Source organism: Hymenobacter canadensis (assembly GCF_027359925.1).
In the GTDB taxonomy this organism is placed as follows: domain Bacteria; phylum Bacteroidota; class Bacteroidia; order Cytophagales; family Hymenobacteraceae; genus Hymenobacter; species Hymenobacter canadensis.
Genome location: NZ_CP114767.1, coordinates 126,726 through 145,963 on the forward strand (window position 1 = coordinate 126,726; position 19,238 = coordinate 145,963).

Annotated in this window: 18 protein-coding genes; 4 read left to right on the forward strand and 14 right to left on the reverse strand. The window is 61.7% G+C overall.

Features of this window, described 5'->3' with window-relative positions:
- Positions 1-11: 11 nt before the first annotated feature.
- Both O3303_RS00585 and O3303_RS00590 read right to left on the reverse strand, forming a co-directional pair.
- Complete coding sequence (locus O3303_RS00585) at positions 12-3,104, reverse strand: efflux RND transporter permease subunit (RefSeq protein WP_269560126.1); 3,093 nt, start codon at positions 3,102-3,104, stop codon at positions 12-14.
- 105 nt (positions 3,105-3,209) lie between these two features.
- The gene (locus tag O3303_RS00590) at positions 3,210-4,367 is read right to left on the reverse strand and encodes an efflux RND transporter periplasmic adaptor subunit (protein ID WP_269560127.1); all 1,158 of its coding nucleotides are present in this window, start codon (positions 4,365-4,367) and stop codon (positions 3,210-3,212) included.
- 270 nt (positions 4,368-4,637) lie between these two features.
- Between O3303_RS00590 and O3303_RS00595 the strand changes: the two genes are divergently transcribed.
- Positions 4,638-4,991: an MGMT family protein gene (locus tag O3303_RS00595; protein WP_269560128.1), complete on the forward strand. Its 354-nt coding sequence runs from the start codon at positions 4,638-4,640 to the stop codon at positions 4,989-4,991.
- A 5-nt stretch (positions 4,992-4,996) separates the two neighbouring features.
- Here O3303_RS00595 and O3303_RS00600 read toward each other — a convergent pair whose 3' ends face one another.
- Genes O3303_RS00600 through O3303_RS00610 form a run of 3 tightly spaced genes read right to left on the reverse strand, consistent with a single transcriptional unit; the run spans position 4,997 to position 7,781 of the window.
- The gene (locus tag O3303_RS00600; protein ID WP_269560129.1) at positions 4,997-5,470 is read right to left on the reverse strand and encodes a hypothetical protein; all 474 of its coding nucleotides are present in this window, start codon (positions 5,468-5,470) and stop codon (positions 4,997-4,999) included.
- Positions 5,389-6,384 (reverse strand): hypothetical protein, encoded by a 996-nt coding sequence (locus O3303_RS00605; RefSeq protein ID WP_269560130.1) that lies wholly within the window; start codon positions 6,382-6,384, stop codon positions 5,389-5,391. The genes O3303_RS00600 and O3303_RS00605 overlap by 82 nt, the downstream gene beginning before the upstream one ends.
- A gap of 56 nt (positions 6,385-6,440) precedes the next feature.
- Positions 6,441-7,781 (reverse strand): hypothetical protein, encoded by a 1,341-nt coding sequence (locus O3303_RS00610; protein WP_269560131.1) that lies wholly within the window; start codon positions 7,779-7,781, stop codon positions 6,441-6,443.
- 163 nt (positions 7,782-7,944) lie between these two features.
- Between O3303_RS00610 and O3303_RS00615 the strand changes: the two genes are divergently transcribed.
- Positions 7,945-10,710 carry a TonB-dependent receptor gene (locus O3303_RS00615; protein WP_269560132.1) on the forward strand — a complete coding sequence of 922 codons (2,766 nt, stop codon included), beginning with the start codon at positions 7,945-7,947 and terminating at the stop codon, positions 10,708-10,710.
- A gap of 195 nt (positions 10,711-10,905) precedes the next feature.
- Here O3303_RS00615 and O3303_RS00620 read toward each other — a convergent pair whose 3' ends face one another.
- The 9 genes from O3303_RS00620 to O3303_RS00660 all read right to left on the reverse strand — a co-directional run bounded on the left by O3303_RS00620 (position 10,906) and on the right by O3303_RS00660 (position 17,546).
- The gene (locus O3303_RS00620) at positions 10,906-11,328 is read right to left on the reverse strand and encodes a response regulator (protein ID WP_269560133.1); all 423 of its coding nucleotides are present in this window, start codon (positions 11,326-11,328) and stop codon (positions 10,906-10,908) included.
- Entirely contained in the window at positions 11,325-12,140 is an 816-nt protein-coding gene (locus O3303_RS00625; protein WP_269560134.1) for a sensor histidine kinase, read from the reverse strand. The genes O3303_RS00620 and O3303_RS00625 overlap by 4 nt, the downstream gene beginning before the upstream one ends.
- 223 nt (positions 12,141-12,363) lie before the next feature.
- The gene (locus tag O3303_RS00630; RefSeq protein WP_269560135.1) at positions 12,364-13,071 is read right to left on the reverse strand and encodes a hypothetical protein; all 708 of its coding nucleotides are present in this window, start codon (positions 13,069-13,071) and stop codon (positions 12,364-12,366) included.
- Positions 13,072-13,158: 87 nt separating this feature from the next.
- Positions 13,159-13,866 carry a hypothetical protein gene (locus O3303_RS00635; RefSeq protein WP_269560136.1) on the reverse strand — a complete coding sequence of 236 codons (708 nt, stop codon included), beginning with the start codon at positions 13,864-13,866 and terminating at the stop codon, positions 13,159-13,161.
- An 82-nt stretch (positions 13,867-13,948) separates the two neighbouring features.
- Positions 13,949-14,668 (reverse strand): hypothetical protein, encoded by a 720-nt coding sequence (locus O3303_RS00640; protein WP_269560137.1) that lies wholly within the window; start codon positions 14,666-14,668, stop codon positions 13,949-13,951.
- A gap of 10 nt (positions 14,669-14,678) precedes the next feature.
- A complete protein-coding gene (locus O3303_RS00645) occupies positions 14,679-15,011 on the reverse strand; it encodes a hypothetical protein (RefSeq protein ID WP_269560138.1) in 333 nt (110 codons plus the stop codon).
- A gap of 144 nt (positions 15,012-15,155) precedes the next feature.
- Complete coding sequence (gene xseB, locus O3303_RS00650; RefSeq protein WP_269560139.1) at positions 15,156-15,443, reverse strand: exodeoxyribonuclease VII small subunit; 288 nt, start codon at positions 15,441-15,443, stop codon at positions 15,156-15,158.
- A gap of 83 nt (positions 15,444-15,526) precedes the next feature.
- Positions 15,527-16,867, reverse strand: coding sequence for an exodeoxyribonuclease VII large subunit (xseA, locus tag O3303_RS00655; RefSeq protein ID WP_269560140.1), 1,341 nt, complete (start codon positions 16,865-16,867; stop codon positions 15,527-15,529).
- 58 nt (positions 16,868-16,925) lie between these two features.
- Positions 16,926-17,546 carry a hypothetical protein gene (locus O3303_RS00660; RefSeq protein ID WP_269560141.1) on the reverse strand — a complete coding sequence of 207 codons (621 nt, stop codon included), beginning with the start codon at positions 17,544-17,546 and terminating at the stop codon, positions 16,926-16,928.
- Between the two features lie 163 nt (positions 17,547-17,709).
- Here O3303_RS00660 and O3303_RS00665 point away from each other — a divergent pair, with 163 nt between their 5' ends.
- The gene (locus O3303_RS00665; protein ID WP_269560142.1) at positions 17,710-18,474 is read left to right on the forward strand and encodes a glycosyltransferase; all 765 of its coding nucleotides are present in this window, start codon (positions 17,710-17,712) and stop codon (positions 18,472-18,474) included.
- Positions 18,467-19,105 carry a lipid-A-disaccharide synthase N-terminal domain-containing protein gene (locus O3303_RS00670; protein WP_269560143.1) on the forward strand — a complete coding sequence of 213 codons (639 nt, stop codon included), beginning with the start codon at positions 18,467-18,469 and terminating at the stop codon, positions 19,103-19,105. Before O3303_RS00665 ends, O3303_RS00670 begins: the two co-directional genes overlap by 8 nt.
- The last annotated feature ends 133 nt before the right edge of the window (positions 19,106-19,238 follow it).

Here is a 19,238-nt window from a genome sequence, read left to right on the forward strand (position 1 = left end):
GGCGGTGGCAATTATGCCGTTACGGCCTTCTTTTTGGCGGCCTCCTGCTTCTGGCTGTGCTTTTTGGCCGTGGCGAAGTAGGAGTACATCACGGGCACTACGTAGAGCGTGAGGCCGGTGGCAAAGAACAGGCCGCCTACCACCCCAATGCCCATGGCCCGGCGGCTCAGGGCGCCGGCGCCGGTGGCAATGGCAATCGGCAGAATGCCCAGGATGGCGCACAGGCTGGTCATCAGAATAGGGCGGAAGCGGGCAGTGGCGCCTTCAATCAGGCCGGTCATGTAGTCCTTGCCGTTTTCCACCTGCTGGTTGGCAAATTCCACGATGAGGATACCGTTTTTGGTCACAAGGCCCACCAGCATGATGATGCCGATCTGCGAAAACAGGTTCAGGGTCTGGTTGAAGTACCACAGGCTGAGCAGCGCGCCCGACAGCGCCAGCGGCACCGTCACCATGATGATGACCGGGTCGCGGAAGCTCTCAAACTGCGCAGCCAGCACCAGGTAAATCAGCACCAGCGCCAGCCCGAAGGCAAACACGAGGCTGCTAGAGCTCTCCTGGAAGTCGCGGGAGGCACCCGACAGCTCGGTGGAAAAGGTGTCGTCGAGGTTCTTCTCGGCGATGCTCTGCATAGCCGCAATACCGTCGCCGAGGGTTTTGCCGGGCGCCAGCGAGGCCGAGAAGGTGGCCGAGTTGTAGCGGTTGAAGCGGTAGAGCTGCGGCGGCGTGCTGCTTTCCGTGAGGCGAATCACGTTGTCGAGCTGCACGAGCTGGCCGTCGGCGTTCTTCACCGACAGCAGGCGCACGTCCAGCGGCTGGTTGCGGTCTTCGCGCGCCACCTGCCCGATGATCTGGTACTGCTTGCCCTCCCGGATGAAATAGCCGAAACGCTGCCCGCTCAACCCCGACTGCAGCGTCTGGCTGATGCTCTGCACCGACACGCCCAGGCTCTGCGCCTTTTCGCGGTCGATGTTTACGCGCAGCTCGGGCTTGTTGAACTTCAGGTTCACATCCACGAACTGGAAGGTGGGGTCCTGGCGGGCGGCATCGAGGAACTTGGGCACTGCGGCCCGCAGCTTCTCGAAGTCCTGGGTCTGGATAACGAACTGCACCGGCAGGCCACCACCGCCGCCGCCGCCACCCCCGATGCTCTGGTCCTGCGACACCGACGTACGGGCGGCGGTCAGCTTTTTCACGCCGGCGCTGAGGCCGGCCGCCACTTGGTCCTGGTTGCGGGGGCGCTGGTCGGCATCGAGCAGCAGCACGCGGGCCGTGCCGGAGTTGGAGCCGCCGCCAAAGCCGGGCGAAGTCACGGCAAACACGCTGCTCAGGCTGCTGCCGGCCGAGTCCATGGCCATCTTGGTAATCTGGTTCATGTAGGCATCCATGTACTCAAAAGATGCCCCTTCCGGCCCCGTTGCGTTGACGTTGACGCGGCTGCGGTCTTCCACCGGCGCCAGCTCCGACGGAATGGCTTTCATGAAAAACCAGATGCCCACGCCCGTGCCCAGCACCACCAGCCACGCCATCCAGCGGTTGCGCAAAAAGGTTTGCAGGCTGCTCTGGTAGCCCCCGATCATCTTCTGGAAGAAGGGCTCGGTTTTGCGGTAAAACCAGTTGTGCTTTTCCTGCCGCTTGAGCAGCACCGAGCACATCATGGGCGTGAGAGTGAGCGATACAAACGCCGAAATCAGCACCGAGCCGGCCACCACAATCCCGAACTCGCGGAATAGGCGCCCGGTGATGCCGGTCAGGAATACCACCGGCAGGAACACCGCCGCCAGCACCACCGTGGTACTGATAACGGCCATCAGAATTTCCTCGGAGCCTTTGATGGCGGCCGTTTTGGGGTCTTCGCCTTCCTCGATGCGCGAGTAGATGTTTTCCAGCACCACAATGGCGTCGTCCACCACCAGGCCAATGGCCAGCACCACGGCCAGCAGCGTCAGCACGTTGATGGAGAAGTCGAGCAGATACATCACGAAGAAAATACCCACCAATGACACCGGAATGGCCACCACCGGAATAAGGGTGGAGCGCCAGTCGCGCAGAAACAAGAAGATGATAATCACCACCAGCACGAAGGCCTCGATGATGGTGTGCTCTACCTCGGTGATGGATTTGCGGATGAACACCGAGTTGTCGAAGCCGGGCTTGAGCACCAGGTCTTTCGGCAAGTCTTTGCCGTAGAGCTCAATGCGCTTGTTGAACTCGTCGGCAATGTCAATCTGGTTGGAGCCCGGCTGCGGAATCACGGCCAGGCCCACCATCGGCACGCCGTTTACTTTAAAGATGGTCTGGTCGTTTTCGGGGTACAACTCGGCATAGCCGATATCCGACAGCCGCACCAGCGACGAGGCATCTTTGCGGATAATCAGGTTGTTGAAGTCCTCCACCGACGTCAGGCGGCCCATTGTGCGCAGCGTGAGCTGGGTGTTCTGGCCCTGCACCGAGCCGCTGGGCAGCTCCACGTTTTCGCGGGTGAGGGCGGCCTGCACGTCCACGGGGCTCACGCCCAGCGCCGACAGCTTAACGGGGTCCATCCAGAGGCGCATGGAGTACTTCCGCTCGCCGTACACCCGCACCTCCGACACGCCCGGAATCGTCTGGAGGCGCTCTTTCAGGGCGTTGTTGGCGTAGTCGGTCAGTTCCAGCAGGGTGCGCTTGCTGGAGCTGAGGTAGGTCATCACAATCGGCTGCGAGTCGGCGTTGGCCTTGCTCACGATGGGCGGGTCGATGTCGCGCGGAAGGCGGCCCTGCGCGCCCGAAACCTTGTCGCGCACGTCGTTGGCAGCGGTTTCCAGGTCGGCGTCGAGGTCAAACTCCACCGTAATCTGGGTGCGGCCGTCGCGGGAGTTGGAGGTCAGGTTCTTGATGCCCGCAATACCGTTAAGGGCTTCTTCGAGCGGCTCAGTCACCTGGCCCTGCATCACGTCGGCGGAGGCGCCGGTGTAGCTGGCCGACACGGTAATAATCGGCGGGTCTACACTCGGGTATTCCCGGATGCTGAGGTAGCGAAACCCAATCACACCGAAAATCACGATGACGAGGCTCATCACGATTGCGAGGACGGGGCGGTTGATGCTGGTGGAGGAAAGGCTCATAGTAGCAGTAACACCAAGCTCTAGCTTGGTGAGACGTTAGGGTGGTAATCAAATCGTTGCACCGCCGGCTGGCCGTTCAACGATTCACCAAGCTGGAGCTTGGTGTTACTTGGTGGCCTTCACCGCGTCGCCGGGTTTCACCTGCAGAATGCCGGTGCGAATTACGGAGTCGCCTACGGCCAGGCCGTCGGTGATTTGAATCACCTTATCGGAGCGGATGCCAATCTTGATTTTCTTGGGTACCATCTTGCCGTCCTTCACGGTGTAGACGCTGTAGCCGCTGGCCTCCGGAATTACGGCTTCCGTCGGCACCTGCAGCGCGTCGGTGGATTCGCCGAGCTGTAGGTTCACTTTCACGAAAGCGCCGGGGCGCAGCTCGTTGTTGGTGTTGGCGTAGCGGGCGCGCACCGGCTGGGTGCGGCTCACGGGGTCAATCTGCGGGTCGATGGCGTAGACCTTGGCCTCGTACTTCTTGTTAGTGCCTTCGTCGGTGATGCTCACTACGTCGCCCACGCGCACTTTGGTAGCAAAGCGGCCCGGTACAGCAAAGTCGATTTTCACGGGCCGCACGCGGGAAAGGGTCGTTATTTCAGAGCCTGGGCTCACGTAGGTGCCCACGGTGGCCGTGGTCAGGCCCAGCACGCCGCTGAACGGCGCCCGTACGTAGGCCCGGTCCAGCGAGGCCTGCAGCGCCTTCAGGTCCGACTGCGCCGTGAGCAGCTGGTTGTTGGACTGCTCGTACTCCTGGGCGCTGATGTACTCCTTGTCCAGCAGCGTGCGCTGGCGCTTTTCTTGGTCGCGGAAGAGCTTGATGTTGTACTGCTGCTTGCGGATGGCCGCCTGGGCCTCATCGGCGTTGATGCTGAACAGCAACTGGCCCTTGCTCACCGGCTGGCCTTCTTTTATGTTCAGGCTGGTGATTTTGCCCGATAGCTCACTTTTGATAACCACCGACTCGTCGGCCAGAATGGAGCCGGTGGCCGCTACCTCGTCGGAGAGGTTGGTCGGCTTCACCACATACACCTGCACCGGCAGGCCACCGCCCCCGCCACTTTTGCCGCCCGGGGCACCCTTGCCACCGCCAGCCGCCCCTTTACCGCCGCCTTTGACATCGGCGTTAGGAGAGGGGAAATACGTTATCTTGACGAACGCCAGCGCGGCAATGAGTACCACGGCAATGATCAGCCAGCGCAGCCCGTGGCTTTTGCCGGGGGTTTCTTCGGCGGCCTGTAGTTCTGCTGGTTCGTGTTCCTGAGTCTGCATAGTTGAGTGTCGGAGTTCTGTCCGTCTGCGGCGGCCCCTGGTCGTGCGGGCCGGGCAACGGATGACAACGCGAATCAGCCGGCCGGGGTTTACTTCCCCACCCGACTGGTCGGGCCAGCCATGCGCTTAAGACACCGAAATCAACCCCGGGTTGCGCCCGTGGCCGGAAATTGTGGGGTGGTAGTTTTGCGGGCTGATGCGCTATCCTTGCCCAATGCGGACTGCGGCTGCCTTATATTTCGCCGTCCTTCACCGTCTGCCCCTCCGCCCATGATTCCGCGTAATCCTACGGAAGCTCACCGCAATTTCTTTCAGGAAGTGCACGAAGTAGTGCGCCTGGTGCCGGCCGGCCGCGTAACCACCTACGGCGCTATTGCCCACTACTTAGGGGCCCGGCACGGCGCCCGCATGGTGGGCTGGGCCATGATGGCCGCCCACACCGCCGACGCGTACGTGCCAGCTCACCGCGTCATCAACCGCAACGGCCAGCTCACCGGCCGCCTGCACTTCGCCACGCCTACCGCCATGCAGGAAGCCCTGGAAGCCGAAGGCGTGCGCGTGCTGGATGATGAGGTGCAGGATTTCCGGCGCCTGTTCTGGGACCCCACCACGGAACTGGAGTAGCGGCGCTAGTTGGCCGGCTTCCGTTCGCGGGCTTTGATGTGCTTGAGCTGGAAAAGACCTTCCTTGGCTGCCACTGGCTGCACGGTTGGCGCCGCGGCGCCGCTGCCCGGGGCGCAGGCCAGAAACGTAGTGGTACCGAACAGGGGCATAAACGTGTGGCATTTTTCCTGTTCGCCCTGCACGCAGATAGCCATGTCGCGGCGCTTGTCGCGCCAGTTCAAGGCCAGGTATTGGCCGGGTCCCAGCTGGCCCGCCTCTTTGCCGTCCACCAGCACCCGCAGGGGCGTGGCAGGCCCGGCGTCGGCGCGGCGGTACAGGTAGATGGCGGCAGTGTCGGCCGCGGCGGCAAAACCGTCTGCGCCGACGGGCTGCAGGCTGGTAGCTACCCGTCCCGAGGCTAGGCGTAGCTCGTACAGCTGCGGCTGGTTGGTGCCGATGCTGCCGGCAATGGCCGCGCCGGCCAGGCGGCCGCCCAGCATGGCCCCGGCCAGCACGTTGCTGCCGTCGGGCTGCCGGAAGCCGACGAAGCTGTAGTAGTTGGCAGCGGCCTGCAAGGGTAGCGGCCCTGGTAGAAGATATAGACTTTCTCGCCGTCGCTCAGGCCCCAGGCGCCGCGCACCAAGCGGCGGGGCTGGTCGTCGCTGAGGTGCAGGTACCAGGCTTCCACTTCTTCGGTGCCGGCCCATTGTGCGCCCTTGCGGGTTTTGCGCTGCAGCTCAAACGGCCCGGCCGTAAGCGTGGGCGCGTTCTGGCGAAACTCCTCAAACGACCGGTAGATGCCGCGCTGCAGCGGCTGGGTCTGCACCGGGAAGCGCGGCAGCGCACCTTCTTCGCCGGCCAGCACCTGCGCCCACGTCAGGGTGGGGGCGGTGGCGGGCGGCACGGCAGTAGCCAGGCGCTGCAGGCTTTGCTGCACGGCGCGGCGGATGTTGTCGGGGTGTTTGCTGGTGACATCCAGGCCTTTGCCCTCCACAAGTTCCGCTGTGCTGAGCAGCAGCCGGTAGGTATCGGGGCTAGTGGCTTCCAGAAAGTCCATTTCCACCTCGGCGCTGCCTGTCTCCGACATGGCCGTGATGGTTTCGTGTACATTCAGGGCGTAGATGCGCACCACCACCGGCCGGGTCGTCGGGCCGGCCGGCAGAGCCTGCTTGAGCATGGGCGTCAGCTCGGTTTCCAGGCTGCCGCCCAGCACGGCGGGCACTAGGTGGTTGTCGAGGCCGCGGTGTACGCTGCCGATGCTGGAGTGGTCGGGGCGGGCATCCACCAGCTTATCGAAGTGAAAGGCTGTGCCGGCGGCCGGCAGAACCTGCTGGGCGAGGCTGATTTCCAGTTTGGTGCTTTGGGAATAGCCGGCCAGGGGCAACAATAGCAGCGGTAAGTAGAGAAGCTTCACGAGGGATGAGTGAAAATCCAGAAACAAAGAATAAAAAGCTACTTGGCGCAGTACGCTCAGCGGCTGGCCATGCGCGTTACTTGGGTTTTGCCTTCGCGCACCGGCACCAGCTGCAAAGCAGCGGGTGCCCCAGGCTGGTACTCGATGTAATTGGCTTCGCTGAAGCTCGGCGTTAACTCCAGACAGGCATCGGTACCCACGCACAGGCGCACCGGTTGGTTGCTGTCGTGCCAGGGCAGCGAAAGATAATCGCCTTCCCGCAGTTCGCCAGCCGCCTGGCCATTGAGTTGTACCGGCAGCGGGGGAGCATTTTTCTGGCGCCGCCTGTACACCATCAAATGGGTAACCAGGCCTTCTTTGTTCAGGGAAATCAGGTTCGATGGGCCCGCGTAATTGGTGGTAAGCCCACTGAATAGATTAAGCGAATAGGCATGCTTGGGCGGCCCACCATTGAAAAGCAGCGTGTTATTGTTGTTGTAGAGCGCCGGCGCAAAAAAGAGAAAGGCCGCGCCGCGCTTTTCCAGCAAAAAGTAATCAGCGCCGAAACGGATGTATATCTGCTGGCCGTCGCAAAAGCCCCAGGCTTGTTCTACCGCCACATGCTGGCCTTCCGGTGTGAGCATAAACGGGGCCACGGCGCGCAGCCCCTGCCACTCGGCGGTCTGGTAGGCGCGGGCATCGGCTTGCACGTTGCCCGGCCGGCCCGGTGCATTGTAGCGAAACTCGAAAAAGTTGCTGTACACACCCGGGCGCAGGCACTCTTCGCTCTGAATCGCATAGGGTTGGGTTGGTAGCCGGCGTTGCAGCGCCGCTGCCTGGCAGCGCGGGTTAGCCGTCAGTTGCGCCGCCCAGTCGACGCCCGCCATCTGCTGTAAGCTGGCCTCCAGCAGTGCCCCCAGGTTAGCTATATGGCTGTTTTTCGGCTCCGCGCTGCTGATAAGCTGCGTGGTGCGGGAGGTGCGGCACAACAGGTAATAAGTGCTATCGGGCTGGCGGGCGTACCATTCGGCGGAAAGCTCAGCCGCCATTTGCACGCGAAAGTTGCCAACGGGGGCCTCCGCCACGCCCATAGACAGAATGCGCAACACCACAGGCCGGGCCCCGGCAGCTGGAAGGCGGTTGTGCAGGAGCCCGGCTAGTTCCGGCACGAAACCCTGCTGCAGCTGTACTTCCCGCAACGTGCTGTTCAGGCCGCGCACTACCAGGCCCAGCGGCTCGGCGCTAGCCCGCGCGTCAATCACCTGCTCCACATACACGCCCGGTACGGAAAGATTCTGCAGTTCGGTCTGCAGGCTGATGACCACAGGCGCGCCTGTTGAAAGCTGAGCAGTAGCCGGGCCGCAACCCATACATAGCAGAAAGCTGATGCCGATTTGCAGCAAGAATAATAGGCGCATGCGAGAAAAAAATAGAGCTGAATCAGATAAAAACGGAATTGTAGAATAGGGCCAAATGTACGGCCGACAGGCAGCTCCCGCAAACCCCGCGCTTCCGTTTTTCGGCTCCCCGTCAATCCCTTACCTTTGCTAAGCGCAAACCCCGCGCGTCCTGCTTTCTGGTATGAAAAAACCCTTACTGTCTTTTTTACTTGCTTCTCTGACTGTCGTGTCGGCGGCAGCACAAAGTACTTTTTCCATCCGGGGCCGGGTGCTCGATAAGCTCACCGGGGAAGGCCTGCCCGGGGCCACCGTGCAGATCAGCGGCAACGGCGTGAACACCGGTGCCGGCACCGAGGTAAACGGCTCCTACACGGTGCCCAACCTCAAGCCCGGCACCTACGTGGTGAAGGCCTCGTTCATCGGCTACAAGCTGAGCGAGCAGAAAGTGACGATTGGCAGCCAGAACGCCGTGGCTACCTTCTCGCTGAACTCCGACAACGCCACGCTCAGCGAGGTGCAGGTAGTAGGCTCGCTCGGTATTGCCGTGGAGCGCTCCACGCCGGTGGCCTTTTCGGCGGTGAACGAGGTGAAGCTGCGCGAAACGCTGTCTAACCGCGACCTGCCGATGATTCTCAACGAAACGCCCGGCGTGTATGCCACGCAGGGCGGCGGCGGCACCGGCGACTCGCGCATCAACATCCGCGGCTTCGACCAGCGCAACGTGGCCGTGATGGTGAACGGCGTGCCCGTCAACGACATGGAAACCGGCCAGGTGTTCTGGTCGAACTGGGATTTGGGCGACGTGACCAAGAGCCTGCAGGTGCAGCGCGGCCTGTCGGCTTCGCGCATTGCGGTGCCCTCGGTGGGCGGCACCATCAACGTGCTGACGCGCGGCTTCGACGACAAGCGCAGCATGTTGGCTCGCCTCGAAACCGGCTCCAACAATTACCGCAAAGCCTCCCTGATGCTGAGCAGCGGCGCGCTAAAGGGCGACTGGGCCTTCACGTTCTACGGCTCGCGCCGCACCTCCGACGGTTGGGTGACTAATGCTTTCGACGACGCCTGGACCTACTTCGGCAACGTCAGCAAGAAGCTGGGCAGCCACCGCCTCTCGCTCACGGGCCTGGGCTCGCCGCAAAGCCACGGCACCCGCTCGTTTCAGTCGAACGTAGGGCTGTACTCGGAGGCGAAGGCCCGCGAGCTGGGCGCTACACCTATGGCCAACGGCGACAAAGGCTTCAAGTACAACCCGTTCTGGGGCACGCTGCAGCGCTATGACTACGACCGCGCCACCAGGACCGTGAGTAATGTGCAGGGGGAGAAAGTGCTGAATGAGCGCAGCAACTTCTACCACAAGCCCCAGATCAACCTCAACGACTTTTGGCAGGTAAACGACAAGCTGTTCGTCTCGACGGTGGTGTATGCTTCCTACGGGCGCGGCGGCGGCGTAAGCGGCCTGACCAGCGGCAACTCCAGTACCATCAGCACCATTTCGACCACCGGCCAGACAAACTTCCAGGGTATTTACGATGCCAACATCGGCCTGCCCACGCCTGCCAACGCCGACCCCAATCCCACCCGCCGCTCCACGCAGTTCTTGGTGAATAACGTGAACAGCCACCGCTGGTATGGCTTCGTGACCGGGGCCGACTACACGCTTTCCGACAAGCTCACGCTGTCGGCCGGCGTAGATGGGCGCACCTACTACGGCCTGCACTACCGCGAAATCCGGGATTTGCTGGGTGGCAACTATGCTCTCCCAATCGGTGACCGGAATTCCGACCCTACCACACGGCTTGGCGTCGGCGACAAGCTTAGCTACAACTACGACGGCAAAACGCAGTGGCTGGGCGGCTACGGCCAACTCGAATACAAAACGCCGGTGCTGTCGGCCGTGGTGAGTGGCACAATATCGCGCATCGGCTACAAGCGCATTGATTATTTCCAGGCCAAAACTGTGGACGTGGACGGTGCCAAGCGCCCCGTGGGCTTCGGCCAGACCTACACCGCCGCCGACGGCCAGGTGTACACCAATGCCGACGGCAGCACCGTGGAAACTGACTGGGCCCGCTACACCGGCTACAGCGTGAAGGCCGGGGCCAACTACAACCTCAGCGAGTTCAACAACCTGTTTCTGAACGTGGGCTACAATAGCAAGGTGCCCTTCTTCAACCAGGTGTACACCACGCAGGGCCTGCTCTACCCGAACGTGCGCCCCGAAGGCATCACCAGCATCGAGCTGGGCTACAGCATCAACTACCCTAGCATGAAGGCCACGCTGAACACGTACTACACGCTGTGGGCCAACAAAGCTACCAACTCGGTGAACACTACCTCCGGCGAGGCGATATACAGCAACGTGCGCAACGTGGATGCCCGCCACATGGGCGTGGAGCTGAGCGTGGCGCAGGAAATCAGCCGCCGCCTGCAGCTGAACGCCGCCATTGCCCTCGGCGACTGGCGTTGGATTGGGGAAGGCCTGCTCAACCAGACCGACGAAGGCGGCAACCCCGCTCCCGGCACCCAGCTCGACGAGCGAGTGTACCTCGACAACACCCACGTAGGCGACGCCGCCCAAAACCAGTTTCAGCTAGGCTTGCGCTACGAGCCGATCCGGGGCCTGTACATCCGGCCATCGTTTCTGCTGTTCACCAAGTACTACGCCGCCTTCAACCCCGAGAGCATCCGGAATCCGGCCACCCGCACCGACTCCTACCGCCTGCCTACCAGCCGCAACCTCGACTTGCACTTCGGCTATGACATCAAGCCGCTGTTCAACGACCGGGTGAAGCTGGGCCTGAAGGCCTCCATCCTCAACGTGCTGGACGAATACTACTTCACCGACGTCTCGAACCGCAACAACTCCAACGTCATCGACCCCAACCTGATTCAGGCCTTCTTCAACCGGGGCCGCACGTTCACGGTCGGCCTGTCGGCTACGCTGTAGAGTAGCTGAGTAGTGGAGTAACTGAGTAATTTCTGTGTCTTAACGCAAAAGCGCCTGCTTCCTCATGAGGAGCAGGCGCTTTTGCGTTGGTGGAACCTGAATGCTTTTGGAGCTTGCGGAAACACGAAAGCGCCGGCCTCCTTCAGGAAGCCGACGCTTTTGAGTTTTTGACAAAAAACATACTCCGCTACTCCATTACTCAGTTACTCCCAAAGGAGCCAGCGCGGGGCGGGACTCGTTGTTGTTGTAGGCGGCCAGAATGGCGCCGCGCACTTCTTCAGGGTTGGCGTTTTTGAGCAGGTAGCCGTGGGCGCCTTCGGCTTTGAGGCTCTCAATCAGCTCGGGCTCGTCGTGCATGGAGATGATGATGACGCGGATGTACGGGTATTGGGCCCGCAGCAGGCGCACGGTCTGCAGGCCGTCGAGGTTGGGCATCTGCAGGTCCATGAGAATGACGTCGGGCCGGTTGCCCTGGTCGAGGCGCTCCAGCAGCTCTTCGCCGTCGCCGGCTTCGAAGAGCACTTCCATGCCCGGAAACCCGCTGATCAGGGCGCGCAGGCCCTTGCGGAACAGGATATGGTCGTCGGTAACGGCAAGTCGAATAACAGGAGGTGTCATAGGGTAGGAGAAAGGGCAGGAGCCTGATTGGTAGTAAGATACGGAATGGGGCAGGATATCCAAACGCGGCTGCCACCCCCGGTTTCCGACTCGTAGCGGAGGGTGCCTTGCAGCACCGCCACGCGGCTGCGCAGGTTGGTGAGGCCGTGGCCGGTGCGGGCGCCGGGCAGTGGGGCTGCTTCCACCAGCGCCGGGTCGAAGCCGACGCCGTTGTCGGAGTAGAAGACGGAAAGGGTATTGGGGCCGAATTCGACGGCAATGTGGATGGTTTCGGCGTGGGCGTGGCGCAGGCCGTTGCCGAGCAGCTCCTGCACCACGCGGTACACAATCAGCTCGTACTTGGGGTCGAGGCGCCGGGGCTGGCCTTTCTGCTCCAGGGTGAGGTGGGTGGCACCGTCGGCGGGCACGGTGCGGGCCAGGGCATCTAGGGCAAACGGCAGCCCGAACTTCTGCAAGGCGGCCGGCAGCAGGTTGCGTGAGATACGCCGCACTTCGGTAATGGCTTGGTCGAGGAGGGCGGTGGCTTCCTGGGTGTGCGTAGGCTGGCCCAGCGTGCTCAGGTGCAGCTTCACGATGGCCAAGGTGGTGCCCACGCCGTCGTGCAGGTCGGCGGCAATGCGGCGGCGTTCTTCTTCCTGCGCCAACAGGGCCGCTTCAAGGGCTTGCTGCTGGCCCATTTCGCGGGCCAGCCGCAGCTGCTCCTGCTGCCGTAGTAGCCGCCGCTGGTAGCGCAGCACAAACGCCACGATACCCAACGCCAGCAGCAGCAGCACCGGAGTAGCCAGCAGCACCGGAATCAGCCAGTTGTTCATGAAGGCGAAAGAGACGAACGCCGGGCGGCGCAGGTAATGTGCGAAGCAGACAAGGAGTAGGAAACGAAAACGGCCAGGTGAATAGGTAAAGCTACTATGTTTTGCTCCAGTAGCCTACGCTACTACCCGCAGGTTAGGGATGGGAAAGTACGCCACGCGCCTCGAAATCACCACAGCCGCCACGGATTTTAGGCAGACTGCTGCTGCGGGCCGGGCCGGCAACCTACCGTGGCAAGACTACGCCGACAGCAGCCGGCGGCGGGTGGCGGCCCAGCCAGAACGCCCGCGTCAGCAGCAGGTGCAGTACCAGATTGACGACTCCAAGCCCCGTGTACACTATGCGCCCCACGCTGGCCGTGATGAGGTGCCGCGCCAGAAACAGCATGAGCGTGCTGGAATAGAACAGCAGAAATCCTACACTCACTACAAACATGGCATCCTGCCACAAGCTCATAGGGCGCAATTCGGTCAGGCACTGCTCGAAATACAGAAGCATCAACCCGATAACCAGCAGGTGCTTAAGCAGAGTGGTATAAGTGTCGTTGAAGATGAGCGTCTGCGTGATGGCCTGCCACAGACCGCTTATTGCAAAAAAGTCGAACAGCGCCAGTGCCGTGAACACCACCCCAATCAGCGGAAAGTAGCGCCGCCAGGGCAACCGTAGCGTGTGATAGTAAGCTGCGCCAATAAACCAGAATTCCAGAATTTCAACTGACTGGTTTATGCCATTGTTGTTGCCCCAGGCCCAGCCGGCATATTCGCTGAAACTCATCATAGCCAGCCACATCAGGCAACAGTACACCAGAATGCGCAAGTTGCGCGGCAGCTGCTGCCGCCACATCCACCCAGTCACCACCGGTAATAGAATGGACGACTGACAAACCAGGAACAGCACCTTCAACAAATACATGATGTTGCTCGGGTGGGGCATAGCAAGCGGAAGCAACGAGAAGGAAACGGCTCGTAAGGCAATCCACGGCGTAAGGTACACCATGAAGCTGCCCGTCGGCACCGCCACCTACCGTGGTGTGGCCGCGGCGGCGGTAGCCGGCAGCGGTTGCCGACCCAGCCAGAAAGCCCGCGTCAGCAGCAGGTGCAGTACCAGATTGATGACGCCCAGCCCTGCGAATGCTAGGCGGCGCTCGGGTCCTAGAATCAGGTGCTTGGTCAGGAATAGCATGAGCGTGCTGGTGTAGAATAGCAAGAATCCTACACTCACCACAAACATAGCATCCTGCCACAGGCTTATGCGGCGCAGTTCCGTCAGGCACTGCTCGAAATACAGCAGCACCAGCCCGATCATCAGGATATAGCGCAGTAGAGTGGCATAGTAGTCGTTGAAAATAAGCGTTTGCGTGATGGCCTGCCACAGGCCGCTGAGCACAAAATAGTCGAACAGCGCCAGCACCGTAAACGTCACCCCAACCAATGGAAAGTAGCGCCGCCAGGGCAACCGCAGCGTGTGATAGTAAGCCGCGCCAATAAACCAGGGTTCCAAAGTGTCGACCAACTGATAGACCCCATTGTTGTTGCCCCAGGCCCAGCTGGCGTATTCGCCAAAGCTCATCAACACCAGCCACATCAGGCAGCAACTAACCAGTATGCGCAGACTGCGCGGCAAGCGTCGTCGCCACAGCAGCCCGGCCATCACTGGTATCAGAATGGATGCTTGGCAGACGAGATACAGCACCCGCAGCCAGTACATGATGTCGCTCAAGTCTGGCATGGTAAACGTAGCAGGAAGGAAAGACGATTCGTAAGATACCTGCCCTGCTAGCCTGAATGGCGAGGCGGCTCTACGGCCGCGGCTAAGCTGGCCGCTGAGCCGTGGCCGCCGTCAGCGGCTCCACGGCCAGCTGCGGCTGCCGCCCCGCCAGCCAGAAGCCCCGCGCAATAAGCCCGTGCATGACCAGATTGAGCACGGAGTTGACGGCGTAGACTATTTGTGATTGTAAGATGGCATCCTGATCAATAAAATAGCCCCGCATCATTATGGCTACGACTGTACCGGCGTAGTACAGCAATAAAGCCACGCTGATGACAAACATCGGGTCGTGCTCCAGCCGGATATTGCGCAGTTCCCGCAGTATTTGCTCGAAATACAGTAGGGTCAGCACCACAAAGAGGGTGCTTTTAAGCACAATCGTGTAAGTTATTGACCGCATCAGCCCGTGCAACACAAAAATGTCCAGTAGAGCAAATGCCGTGTACAGAATACCCAGCGGCAAAAAGTGGCGGCGGAGCCGGAACCGCAGGACTCGGTGGTAGGCTACCCCGATAAACCACATTTCTAGGATATCTACCGCATCCCAGATGACTACATTGTAATGCCAGAATTTGCGAGCGAATTCTCCGAATGCCATCATTACCAGCCACATCAGGCAGCAATAAAAGATGATACGAGAAGCCGGCGCCAGCCGCTGTCGGCGCTGAAACCCAATCACTATTGGCACTAGTATCGACGCTTGGCCAAGGTAACTCAATGCGTAGAACAGTTGAATCAGCTTAGCGGATTCCGGCGTCGACATAGCAGCAGGATTAGTGTTGCAGTGGGCTGGCTACGTGGTTAGGAGGCGTGACCTGCCCACCATCAAACAGCTTGTTGCCGTCGTCTACCAGGTCGGTGGAGGAGTTGGCACTCACCAGCACCATCGTATCGGTGCTGCCGTTATTGGCCAAGTAGATCCGGATGCCTTTGCCTCCCTGCGCTATGAGCTCCGTGAAGACGCTGCTGGAGAAGTACACCGAGCGCAACTTGTCTGGATTGTCGTGCTGGTAGGTGCCGGTCCAGGTTTTTGCTTCGTCGAGGGTGATGCTCTGGCCGATGGTTGCCTCGTCGTCGTCGGAGTAGGAGCGGATTGTAGGGTTCATGCGCAACAGGTAAACGGTGTGTAAAGCAGGAGGGCGGAATGGAACAAAAACAGTATGGATTTGAGCCATTCAAATATAGCTGAAACCCCATTGTATGCAAGCCGCTCATTTTTTCTTTACCGGTTACCGGCTACTGCACCGCCGCTAGAACAGCAGGCCGCCGCTGGTGTCGCGCGGGGTTTTGGGGGCGCGCTTGGTGGGTGGCGTAGGGGCGGGGGCTTCGGGCTCGGGCAGTTCTTCGTCCTGGTCGAGGTTCTCGAAAACCCGGTCAATGGCGTCTTCGGCGGTGCGCAGCTTCTGCTTGCAGAGGCGGATGAGCGTGGCCGAGCGCTGCACGCGGGCCGTCAGCTCGTCCACATCCACAGTGTCGGTTTCGAGGGCCCGCAGAATGGTTTCCAGTTCGGCTATAGCGTCGCGGTAGGTGGTTTCCATTTAGGTGATTTTTTGTGATAGGGTTATGAGGTGATGCGGGCGATGGGGTGATGAAGTGATGACCTCATCACTTCATCACCCCATCACTTCCTCGTCATTTCCAGCAGCCGGATTTCGGCGCGGTGGAGCAGGCGCTCAGCTGCCAGCTGCAGTTGGAAGCGCCGCGTGAGCAGCTGCTCGCGGCGGCGGCGGTGCAGGTAGCGGAAGCGCCGGGCCAGCAGCTGGCCCAGGCGGCGCAGGTGGCGGTGCTGGTCTTCGGCCGCGTGGTGGGCGGCCCGCTGCAAGGCCTGCCGCTGCTGGCTCAGCAGCACCTCCTGCTGCCGCAGGCGCTGCCGGGCCAGCGGCGCGGTAGCGCGCACGCGCTGGCGCAGGGCTGTGTGGTGGTCTTGCAGGCAGCCTTGCGCCGATTGGTGGGTGCGGCGGCCCAGGCGGTCGAGGTGGGCGGCGGCGGCATAGAGGCTCTGTTGGGCCAGCTCCTGCACCCGGGCGCCATAGCTCTCGAACACGGCATCGAGGCGGGCCAGCCTTTCGGAAAGGAAGGCGGCCACGGCAGTCGGCGTTTTCAGGGCCAGGTGTGCGGCCATGTCCACCACGGCCTCGTCCCGCTCGTGCCCGATGCCGGTGAGCACGGGCAGCGGAAACGCGCCAATGGCGGCCGCCAGCCCGTAGTCGTCGAAGGCCAGCAAATCGGTTTTGGAGCCGCCACCCCGAATGATAACCACCGCATCAAACCGCTGGCGGTGGGGCCGGATGGCATCCAGCGCGGTCCGGATGCTGGCCGGCGCGTCGTCGCCCTGCATGGCGGCCGGAAACAGGGCCAGCGAAAACGCATATGCCGACTCCTCCAGCTGGCGCACGAAATCCTGGAAGCCCGCCGCCGTCGGCGACGAAATGATGGCCAGCCGCTGCGGGGCCAAAGCCAGCGGCAACGCCCGCTGCCGCTCCAGCAGGCCTTTTTCTTCGAGCTTACGAATGGTTTCGAGGCGCTGCCGGGCCAGCTCGCCCACAGTGTAGGTGGGGTCGAGGGCCAGCACGTCGAGGCTCAGGCCGTACTGCTCATGAAACTTCACCTGCACCCGCAGCATAATTTTCAGGCCGGGGCGCAGCTCCTGACCGGTGTGCTCGGCGAAGGCCGGAGCCAGCTGCTGGTAGCGCTGGCTCCAGATGGTGGCGCGGGCCTGGGCCTTGAGCTGGGCGCCGCGGCCGGTCTGGTGCTGGTCGGTGAGAGTGAGGTAGCAGTGGGCGCCGGCAAAGCGCGGCAGTGTGAGGTCGGCAATTTCGGCCACCACCCAGTAGGAGTCGGCAAACCGCTCAGTCAGGGTCTGCTTCACGCGCAGCAGCAGCTCGGCCAGCGGCAAAGCCACGGGCGGCGCGGCAGGGGCGGGCAAACCCGGTTCGGAACGGCGGTTGTAGAGCGGTGGCATGGGCCGTAAAGGTAGGGCCTGCGCGCCGCCCATGCCAGCGCGGGCGCCAGCGCAAACGCTAGCGGCGGGCCAGCGGCTGGAACCGGTAGCCCACCTGCAGGCCCACGCCGCCCTCAATCCACACACCCTGCGTGCGGTTTGTCGAAGCGGACGGCCGCCGCCGTAGGTTCACGCCCAGATAGCTGTCGAGCGTCAGGCGGCGGCCCAACGACGACTGCCGGCCCAGCAGGAACTGCACCTGCGCGGTGGTGCGGGAGAGGTTGTAGTTCAGGTTGGTGTAGCGGGAATGCTGCTCCCTGCTGTTGCGCAGGTAGGTGTGCAGGTTGGCGGCCGCAAACCAGCCGGCCAGCGGCCGGATCGTGTGGCGCCGGAAGTAGCGGCGCAGCTGCACGTTGGTGTTGTAGTATCGCTCCCGTGTCGTGTAGTTGTCCTCTATGATGCTGCCGTCGTAGTCGTAGAAGATGGTGCCGCTGCGCCGCGAGTAGCCCAGGTAGCCCACGCTGCCCAGCACCGACCACTGGCTTGACAGCTGCCGCTCGTAGGTCAGGGCAAAGAAACCGGGCCCGAAACCCTGTATGCCCAGCTTGATAATCTGCCGGGGTGGGGTGGCAGCAATGGTCGTGTCGGGCGCAGGCAGCAGGGCGGCGGCGCTCAGGGCCAGCACGTAGCAAGCAGGCATATGGATAGGAATTAACAGGTAGAAATATGGGGCTAAACCTACGCAAATTCCGGCAGCGGTCAAGTACTTGTATGGCGGGACACAAGGCCCGCAACTTCGGGCCGGATCTGCCAGTATGGGTTACGTATCTTTGCTGCTGATTTTCTGGTCTGCTCTATTATCTATGCCCCAACCGCTCGCCGCTGCCACGTATCTTTCCCAGCAAACCCTCACCGTGCTCGTGCCGGTGTACGACGAAGAAGAAAGCCTGCCGCAGTTTGTGGTAGAGATGGATAAATTTCTGGCCCAGACGCCGGTGCCCACCACCGTGCTGTTCGTAAACGATGGCTCCAAAGACGGCTCTTTGGCGCTGCTGCGCGACATTACGCGCCAGAACCCGGCCTACCACTTCATCAGCCTGAGCGAGAACCGGGGCCTGAGCACGGCCATCAAAGCCGGCGTCGACCACTGCCGCACCACGCTGGTCGGCTACATCGACTCCGACATCCAGACCACGCCGCTGGATTTTCTGCAGTTCTTCGAGTTCCTGCCCGAATACGACATGGTGAACGGCATCCGGGCCAAGCGCCAGGATACGGTGGTGAAGAAACTGTCCTCGAAAATTGCCAACACCGTGCGCCGCACGCTCATCAACGACGGCATCGAGGACACGGGCTGCCCGCTGAAAATCATGAAGATTGAGTATGCCCGGCGGCTGCCGCTGTTCCACGGCATGCACCGCTTTCTGGGGGCGCTGGTGCAGCTGCAGGGCGGCCGCGTGAAGCAGTTGCCAGTACGCCACTTCCCCCGCTTCGCCGGCACGGCCAAATACAATCTTTGGAACCGCGCCTGGAAGCCGCTGGTGGACACGTTCGGCTTCCGCTGGATCCGGAGCCGCTGGAAAAACTACGAAATAGGTGAGCAACACCGCCCCGAGGCGCATGCTTAGTGCCACGCAGGTAGCGCTGGGCATCGGGCTTACCTCGCAGCTGCTGTTCAGCAGCCGCATTGTGCTGCAATGGGTGCAGAGCGAACGGGCCAAGCGGGTGCTGGTGCCCACGCTGTTCTGGCAGATCAGCCTGATTTCATCGTTTCTGATGATTATCTACGGCATGCTGCGCCAGGACCCCGTGATTCTGGCGGCGCAGCTGGTCAGCTACGCCATCTACATCCGCAACCTGCAGCTGCTGGGCGAGTGGCGCAAGCTGAGCGCGCCGTTTCGGGTGGGCGCCTACGTGTTTCCGCTGGCCATGCTGGCGTGGTTTGCGGTCGGCAACCAGCATTTTGGCCTGCAGGCCATGCTCAGCCACGGTATTCCGGCCGGGGTGCTGCTGCTGGGCGCAGTAGGGCAGGCCGTGTTTCTGCTCCGGTTCGTGTACCAGTGGCTGTACTCGGAGCGCAAAGGCGAGTCGATTCTACCACTGAGCTTCTGGGTGGTGAGCTTCGTGGGCTCGGTGATGATCCTGACCTACGCCATCCTGCGCCGCCCCGTCGATGTAGTCCTGATTGTGGGCAACATCTTCGGTACCGTGGTCTACGCCCGCAACATCGTGCTGCTGCGCCGGGAGCAGCAGGGATAGTTAGTTTATATAGTTGTTAGGTGTTGGTTGTCAGTTGTTAGTAGCAAACACATGTTACGTGCCTGCCGCCGTTACGTGGCTACACTGTAGTTATCTATTGCTTGTTGTAAGTTGAAAAACGGTACTGACAACT